At 65.4% G+C, this 7975-nt stretch carries 6 protein-coding genes; all 6 read left to right on the forward strand.

The genetic code is table 11. The annotated features are described in order from the left end of the window. Nucleotides 1-33 precede the first annotated feature (33 nt). Nucleotides 34-798 (forward strand): alpha/beta fold hydrolase, encoded by a 765-nt coding sequence (locus AC5P57_RS15260; RefSeq protein WP_262235310.1) that lies wholly within the window; start codon nt 34-36, stop codon nt 796-798. A gap of 388 nt (nt 799-1186) precedes the next feature. Continuing rightward, entirely contained in the window at nt 1187-1699 is a 513-nt protein-coding gene (locus tag AC5P57_RS15265; RefSeq protein WP_099552975.1) for a CS1 type fimbrial major subunit, read from the forward strand. Between the two features lie 50 nt (nt 1700-1749). Next, a complete protein-coding gene (locus AC5P57_RS15270; RefSeq protein WP_262235309.1) occupies nt 1750-4473 on the forward strand; it encodes a TcfC E-set like domain-containing protein in 2724 nt (907 codons plus the stop codon). Further along, entirely contained in the window at nt 4470-5594 is a 1125-nt protein-coding gene (locus AC5P57_RS15275) for a CblD like pilus biogenesis initiator family protein (RefSeq protein ID WP_099552977.1), read from the forward strand. Before AC5P57_RS15270 ends, AC5P57_RS15275 begins: the two co-directional genes overlap by 4 nt. Nucleotides 5595-5608: 14 nt before the next feature. Further along, nucleotides 5609-6307: a pilus assembly protein gene (locus AC5P57_RS15280; protein ID WP_099552978.1), complete on the forward strand. Its 699-nt coding sequence runs from the start codon at nt 5609-5611 to the stop codon at nt 6305-6307. A gap of 66 nt (nt 6308-6373) precedes the next feature. Further along, nucleotides 6374-7975: ESPR-type extended signal peptide-containing protein (locus tag AC5P57_RS15285; protein ID WP_495219648.1), on the forward strand; the 1602-nt coding region annotated here is incomplete at its 3' end.

The following is a 7975-nucleotide window of genomic DNA, read 5'->3' on the forward strand; positions in this document are numbered from 1 at the left end:
CATCAGTGCTCCTTCTGACTGTGGCGATTCTTCATGGCCAACACTTTTCATCGCGTGGGGCGGGGGCCTCACTTCGTCCTGGTCCTGCATGGCTGGTTCGGCGACGCGCATGCGTTCGAGCCGATCGAGCCGTGGCTGTCGCGCGATCACTTCAGCTGCGTCTTCATGGATTGCCGTGGCTACGGAGGCATGCGCGATGCGACGGGTCAGTTCAGCATCGACGAGATCGCGCATGATGCGTTGGCGCTCGCCGATGCGCTGCGGATCGGCACCTTCAGCCTGGTGGGGCATTCCATGGGAGGCATGGCGATCGAACGCATCGCCGTGCTCGCGCCACAGCGTGTGCGATCCATGCTGGCCATCGCGCCCGTGCCCTGCGGTGGTATTGCCTATGACACGCCCACGCGGCGCCTGCTGGAGAGTGCCGCCGACAGCCTGGCCAACCGGCGGACCATCATCGACCGCAGCACCGGTGGGCGGCTGCCTGCCGCCTGGTTGGACTGGAAGGCCGACTACTCAATGGAGCACTCCACGCCCGGCGCATTTGCTGCCTATCTTTCCGCGTGGGCAGATACGGATTTCAGCGATGAGATCATCGGCGAACATCGGTTGAAGGTGGTGGTGGGCGGGAAGGATCCAACGTTCAACCGATCACTGATGGAGAAGACCTATCTGTGCCGCTATCGCCACGCAACGCTGGAGGTCATCGAAAGTGCAGGGCACTACCCGATGAATGAGACACCCTTGGCATTGGTGGCGGCCATGGAGTCGTTCCTGTTGTCATTGCCCGGGAGGTAGCGTCGACCGGCAGTTGAATCGCGCGCGCAATGCGAACAGCAGTCGAGCGCGAATCATGTTCTCCGCCCGGCGACAGGTTCCGCGCGCATGGCGATGCGTTCATCTGGAGCGCGTCCACGGATTCTTCGGCGCGGTTCGACCCTGCAGAGGCAAGGCAATGAGGTTTATTGCATTTAATCAGTGAGGGAATTTGCATAACTCTCAAACATTGAGCGTCTTCAAGGTTTCTCCTTAGCGTTCAATGTTTTAGGAAAGCTTGAATGGTCTGCATGGCAATGGGTTCCTAACATTCTCTCCGTTGCCCGCAACCACCTCTGCGGGCGGCGCCGCTCTTCCTCTTTCCAGGGGGAGGGCGGCTTTCATTTTCCCTGTCCGAGAGAGACTCCCCATGAACGCCATTCTCAAGAAGGCCGCGCTCGCTGCTGCGCTGGCCACTGCTTCCCTGTCCGCCAACGCCGCCGAAGCGAACATCTCCGTCTGGGCCCAGGTTGATACGTCGCTGGCCCTGCTGAAGGACGATGGCACGGCGTTGCCGGATGTCGTCAACCTGGTGCACAACCCGGCCAGCGGCCTGTCGCCCTGGAGCCAGCAGGTGCGCATCTACACCAATGACATTGCCAAGGATGTCGAGGTGCGGCTGGTGAATGCCGCATCGCTGATCGCCACCGATGCCGCCGGCGCCGCGCCGTCCGTGCCGCTGACGGTCACCCTGAACCGCCAGGAGCTGACTCTGGTCAACACCAAGTTCCCGGCAGCGGACCTGTACAGCGGTGGCGTTCCGGGTGGTTCGGTCGCGATGCCGCTGGTCGTCGCCCAGGCGACCCGTGCGCCGATCACCGTGGCCGGCAAGTATGAAGGCATGGTCAGCATTGCAATGGCGCAGACGACCACTTCGCCGTAACACCCCGGGCCGGCCCGATCACCGGGCCGGCCGCTTCCGGCAGCATCCCCATGAAAACACCTGCACCCGCCGTCACCCGGCTGGCGATCGCGCTCGCCTTGTCATTGCCCACACCGTGGGTGATGGCGCGTGGCGTGCCACCCGGTTTCGAGGATCTGGTCGAAGGTCAGACCGAACAACTCGACATCAGCCTGTTCGGTCGTTCGACCGGGCTCATGCCGGTGCGCGTCACTTTGGAACACGTGCAGCTGGAAGACCCCACCGCGGTGCTGGCCGCTCTGCAGCTGTCCGCAGAAGCGCAGCAGGCGCTGCTGGCAGCAGCCTCGCAGCCACTCCCCCGCAACAGCCACCTGGCCTGCCGTTTCGGCGCGGGCAGCGCGGGTTGCGGCTATCTGGAGCCGCCGCAGGATCCTGCCGCCGTGCGGGCCCTGTATGACGAAGGCGAGGGCACGGTGCGGCTGTTCGTCGCGCGCCAGTGGATCAACGGTGAGCCGGCCGCATCCCGCTTCCACAGCGTCAGCGCCAATGCCGAAAACGCCTTCCTGCACCAGCAGTCCATCAACCTCAGCGGTGGTCGCGGCATGCAGGCGCTGTCGGCGCAGGGCATGGGCATGCTGGGCGTGTTCGAGCGTGGCCACCTGGCGGCAGAGTGGAACTACAGCCAGCAGCGCTATCGCAACCAGCGCATGCGCGATGACTTCCAGCTCGACAACGCCTATTACCGGCACGACCTGGGCCCGCAGCACTACCTGCAGCTGGGCCGCATGGACCGCCGCAATCTCTCCAGCCCGCTGGGCGGCACCTTCAGCTTCGGCATGCTGCCGCTGGACCGCTTCCAGGGCCTGCGCCTGGGCACCACCCAGGCCTATGTGGATGCCGATGCTGCCGTGCAGGCCACTCCGCTCACGGTGCTGCTGGCACGCGATGCGCGCGTGGATGCCTTCGACGGCAACCGTCTGCTGCAGACCTACTACCTGCAGGCCGGCATCAACCAGCTCGATACCCGCCGCTTCCCGTTCGGCAGCTATACCGTCAGCCTGCGCATCCATGAAGACGGCGTGCTGGTGCGCAGCGAGGAAGCACCGTTCGACAAGGGCGGCGACTGGACCGACAGCAGCGTGCAGTGGTTCCTGCAGGGCGGGCGCCGGCAGGAGCGCCGGTCAGCACGCCACAATGATGAACTGGCGGCGATGGCCGGCCTGCGCATTCCTCTGGGCCGCAACGTTGCGGCCACCGCCGGCGTGGCCGACATCGGTGGCTACAGCTATGGCGAACTGCGCGTGGACCTGCGCCGCGTGTTCGCCACGCAGGAGGTCCGCGCCAGCTTCAGTGGCATGCAGGGCAGCGATGGCAGCAACGGGCAGCAGCACCAGCTGTCGTACCGGCGTGGCGCGTCCTGGAACGTCTACCACCAGCGCCTGCGCGGCAACGCCTGCAACTTCGAAGACGACGCGCGTGACCGGCTGGGCTGCGCCGATTCGCTCAGCGCGTCGGTAGCGCTGCCGCTGGCCGGTGGCAGCGCCTACGTTGGCTATACCCGCCGGCAGACCTGGCGGCCGGGGCTGGACCTGCCTGGCGCCGTGGATGATCCACTGGCCGGGCTGGATCCGCTGCTGCCACCGCTGCTGCCGGCGCCGACCCGGCAGCCGCAGCTCAGCCGCACCTGGCAGGCCAGCTACGGCCGCACCCAGCGCTGGAACGAATTCAGCGTGGCCGCGCGCGTGGGCCTGTGGCAGCAGGATACCGATGGCAGCCTGCGCAGCGGGCGCGACCGCGGTGTGTATCTCAACCTGAGCCTGACCCGCCTGCAGCGCAGCGAGCGCGGTTCGTCGCAGCGGCGCTACAGTGCCGACCTGCGCCAGCCTGAACACGCACGGCCGGATATCAACTACGGCGTCAGCCAGAGTCTGCGCCGGGAATACGACAACCAGTACCGCGAAATCTCTGCCGAACTGCGCGGCAACAACAGCGAGCGCTACAGCGCCAACCTCGCGGCGCAGCTGCAGAACGCCATCGGCCACACCGGTGCCACCGTGGTGGGGTACCAGCAGCGTGGCCGCAACGAAATGGCCTACAGCGCCACGCACAGTTCGGGCCTGGCGCTGGGCGCCCGTGGCCTCTACTGGGGCGGCGGCCTGGGGGCTGAATCCGGGCTGGCCGTGCAGGTGGATGACACCGACGATCTGGACCTGAGTGGGGTGGCCGCCGAACTGCAGGTTGGCGGCCTGCGCCGGCAGAAGCTGGCCCTGGGCGAGCGCCGCCTGCTGCCGCTGTCGGCCTACCAGTCGCACCGCGCCGAAGTGCAGGACGCCAGCACCATGGACAGCATTGCTGCGATCCGGGTGACCGGCGTGGGCGGTTCGCGCCCGCTGTTCCTGCCGCCGGGCAAGCTGCTGCGCATGCCGATTCCGATCGAGGTGACCTACACCTTCATCGGCAACGCACAGGACATTGCCGGGCTGCCGCTGGGCGGCGCCCGCATCCTCAACGCACCGGTGCCGGGCACCGGTAGCAACGGCGGCTTCGTCGCCGATTTCCCGCGTCGCGAACGCACGCTCTACCTGCTGCAGGACGACCGCCTGCTGCACTGCCCGCTGCAGGTGCGCGAGCGGCGCAGCGTGGTGCTGCTGGTCGGCACCGTGCAGTGCAAGCCGCTTGCCGTGGCCCAGCTGCCAGCAGAGATCCGCCAGCAGGCACGGGTGACCCGCCTGCTGCAGGAACAGGCACTGATTGCCGCGACGCCCCAGACCGCTGCTGCAGGAGGAACGCCATGAGGCGGGGTGTTGTGTGGGTGTGGGTGGTGCTGGCCAGCGTGCTGCTGGTGCCGGGCGCGTGGGCGCAAAGGCCGCCGGATCAAGTACCCATGGATTATTCAGAGACGATCATTATGAACTTTGACAGGTCGTTGCTGCCCGGTGGCATTCGCCTGCTTGCGGAAAGAACGCTGCTTGCATACGACGGTGACCCTGCGCAGGGATTTGGACAACTCCATTTCACCTGCAACTCCAGTCAGAACCCTGCTACGGGTCAGTGTCCGACGGCGGATACCGGCGAGAACGGCTCGTATGTGAGTCGCATCCAACTCCAGTTCACGGAGCTGCGTAGCGGCATGGTGACCTCACTCGCGGTAGAGGGATATCTGGAGCGTGCTGACTCGGGATTGGTGTGCCATAACTATTGGCAGTTTGACAGACGCCCTCTTTGGACCAGCTACTCGACCCCGTGTCCAAGGACGCCGGCCAGTGGGACCGCCGCGTCATTGTTCATTTCAGATGCGGAACTGTCTCGCTTGGTCGCGGGTCGATGGGTCGGCCGCTTGGAGCTGACGCTTCGCAGTAGTGCTGCCTCTCGCGTTGCGAGCTTTGACTTCAATTTTCAGATAACCATCACCGACTACGACGCGGTCTCCATCTACTTCCCGGAGTTCCCGCAGACCACGCCCAACGTCGATCTGAATCTCAGCTACGACCCACTCGCCCAGACCGTGGGCGGGCGCAAGCCGTTGGACATGTGCCTCTACGACGGCCTCGGCTCACAGAGTGAGTACCTGGGCCTGACTGTCACCGACACCAGCGGGCGTCCCCCCGGGCCACTGGGGTACTCGCTGTGGCATGACGATGGCGGCAGCAGTGATGACCAGCGGCTGGACTACATGATCGAACTGGAACATGCCGGCGTGCGTCGCCGCATGGCCAACGGCGTGGAAGAACAACTGCGCGGCATCGACACCGCCAAGCTGCGGCTGGTGCTGCTGCCAGGCATGACCCAGCCGGTGTTCTGCGTCCCCACCCCGTTGCTGCTGACCACACCACGCGTGCCGATCACCGAACAGCGCGCCGGTGGCTACGAAGGCCAGTTGAAGGTCGAGCTGCGCCTGCCCACTACGCGTCCCTGATCCTGGAGACCCTGATGAAACCGATCACGTTCGGACTACTGTCGATCGCCCTTGCGGCGGCCGTTCCCGCCCATGCCAACCTCACCGTGCACCCCATGCGTGCATCGGTGGACGTGAAGAAGGGCACCAACATCCGTGTCTATTCGCAGTCCACCCAGCCGCAGTACGTGCAGGCATCCATCCGCCGCATCGACAACGCGGCGCAGGCCGACGAGAACGAGGTGGAGATCGAGCCGGCCGAGGCGGCCATCGCCATCACCCCGGGCAAGTTTGCCTTGGCCGGGGGCGGCAATCGCCTGATCCGCGTCATTCCGCTGCAACCGGTCACCCAGGAAACCGCCTACCGCGTCTACTTCGAGGGCGTGCGCGGGCCGGACGAAACACCACTCGAACCCAGCGGGCAGGGCGCGCAGGCCAACGTCGGCGTCAGCCTGGTGTGGGGCGCGCTGGTGAACGTACTGCCGGATGACGGCACCGTCGGCTTCCGCCTGGACGGCAACCAGCTGCGCAACACCGGAACGCTGCGCCTGGGCATCACCAGCATCGCCGAATGCCAGGGCAGCCGCTGCACTGCGCATGACGTGTCGCGAAGCCTGTACCCCGGCAGCGCATTGGAACTGCCGTTCGTTCCCGCTGCGGGAAGCACCGTGCAACTGCGCTATCGCCTCACCCGCGATGGCTATCGCGAACACCTGCAGACCTTCGCCCCCTGATCTCCGACACCCGCCGTGGCTGCAGCGCCACGGCGTTCCCTTCGTTTGTCCTGTTAAGGAGTTTCCATGAACAAGATCTATCGTAGATTGTGGTCGACTGCCCGTCAGTGCTGGGTAGTTGCGAGTGAGCTGAGTGCCACAAAAGGCAAGCGCAATGGAACGCAGCTCTGCCTGATGGCGGCTGTTCTCTGTGCGTCGTCGCCGGTTGCTGCGGCCGTCTTCAATGAGAGCTGTCTGCCCCTGATAGAGGACTATTATCCCTGTACGCCTTCCTATGGGCACGACGACAGTCGCATCTACACTCTGGTGGGAAGCAATACCCGCAACTCGATGATCACGGGTAATGGAACTGAAATCGACGGTCGCTTCTCAACTGGATTCGGACATCGCAGCAAGGTTCTGGGTGACCGCGCGACGGCACTGGGTTACTACGCAACTGCCTACCAGGGCTACAGTACCGCTTTGGGCGCCTGGGCAAGGGCGGACGGCATCGGGGCCACGGTGATCGGCAACGATGCATCAGGATCGGGGCGGAATGCCGTCGTCGTCGGTAGCGGTGCGAATGTTGACACGGGCGCAGGCCTGGGTGGCATCGCCATCGGCGGCAACGCGCGTGCCGGTACGGCAGGATGGAGTGGTGCGATCGCACTGGGGGCGAGTGCCGACGCAACGCACGACGGTGTCGCGTTGGGTCACCATGCGACTGCCAGCGCAAGCGGCGCCGTGGCGCTGGGCCGTGGCTCAGTCGCCAACGAAGGAAACAGCGTCTCCGTTGGCAGCGCATCCACCCAACGCCGCATCGTCAACGTCGCCGATGCGCGCTTGTCCGATACCAGTACCGATGCGGTCACCGGCAAGCAGCTGCACAAGACCAACGCCGATCTGGGCGTGGTGCGTACCACCGCCAACGCCGCCAAGACTGCCGCCGACCAGGCGCTGGCCAACACCCGTCTGCTGACACAGACCTCGGCCAGCAGCACCATCCGCATGGGCGCTGACAACACCGGCACCATGCTGGACGTGCGCAACAAGTCCAATGCGAATCGCAAGATCAGTGGCGTTGCCGACGCGGTGCTGAGTGCAACCAGCACCGAAGCTGTAACCGGCCGCCAGCTCAATACCACCAATACCAACGTCACCACTGCGCAGAGCACCGCAAACACCGCGAAGACCGCCGCTGATGCTGCCGCGGCCCGGGTGACGACGCTGTCGGGCCTGGTCGGGCAGGTGTCGGCGACCGGCAACGTGCGCCTGGGTGCCGAAAACACCGGTATCGTGCTGGACGTACGTAACAAGGCCAATGCCAACCGTAAGATCAGCGGGATTGCCGATGCGACCCTGAGCGGCACCAGCACCGAAGCCGTCACCGGCCGCCAGCTCACCGTCACCAACAGCAACGTTACCGCCGCACAGAACACCGCCAACACGGCGCAGACCACCGCCGGTGCCGCCAGGACTACCGCTGACAACGCGCTGGCACAGGCCACCACGCTGGGTGGGCTGGTGGGGCAGGTATCGGCTACCGGCAATGTGCGGCTGGGTGCCGAAAACAGCGGTACCGTGCTGGACGTACGTAACAAGGCCAATGCCAACCGTAAGATCAGCGGGATTGCCGATGCGACCCTGAGCGGCACCAGCACCGAAGCCGTGACCGGCCGCCAGCTCACC

This window comes from Stenotrophomonas sp. YJH_SMC_79, assembly GCF_059367995.1.